The organism is Ligilactobacillus salitolerans (genome assembly GCF_003864415.1).
GTDB classification, from domain to species: domain Bacteria; phylum Bacillota; class Bacilli; order Lactobacillales; family Lactobacillaceae; genus Ligilactobacillus; species Ligilactobacillus salitolerans.
Window position 1 is genome coordinate 1 of the sequence record NZ_BFFP01000130.1, and the last position, 331, is coordinate 331.

Here is a 331-nt window from a genome sequence, read left to right on the forward strand (position 1 = left end):
TGTCCATCCCGGTCCTCTCGTACTAAGGACAGATCCTCGCAAATTTCCTACGCCCGCGACGGATAGGGACCGAACTGTCTCACGACGTTCTGAACCCAGCTCGCGTACCGCTTTAATGGGCGAACAGCCCAACCCTTGGGACCGCCTACAGCCCCAGGATGCGATGAGCCGACATCGAGGTGCCAAACCTCCCCGTCGATGTGGACTCTTGGGGGAGATAAGCCTGTTATCCCCAGGGTAGCTTTTATCCGTTGAGCGATGGCCCTTCCATACGGAACCACCGGATCACTAAGCCCGACTTTCGTCCCTGCTCGACTTGTCAGTCTCACAG

The 331-nt window shown here is 57.7% G+C and carries 1 rRNA gene; it reads right to left on the minus strand.

The features are described from left to right. Positions 1 to 331, minus strand: a 23S ribosomal RNA gene (locus LFYK43_RS12365); the annotation flags it as partial.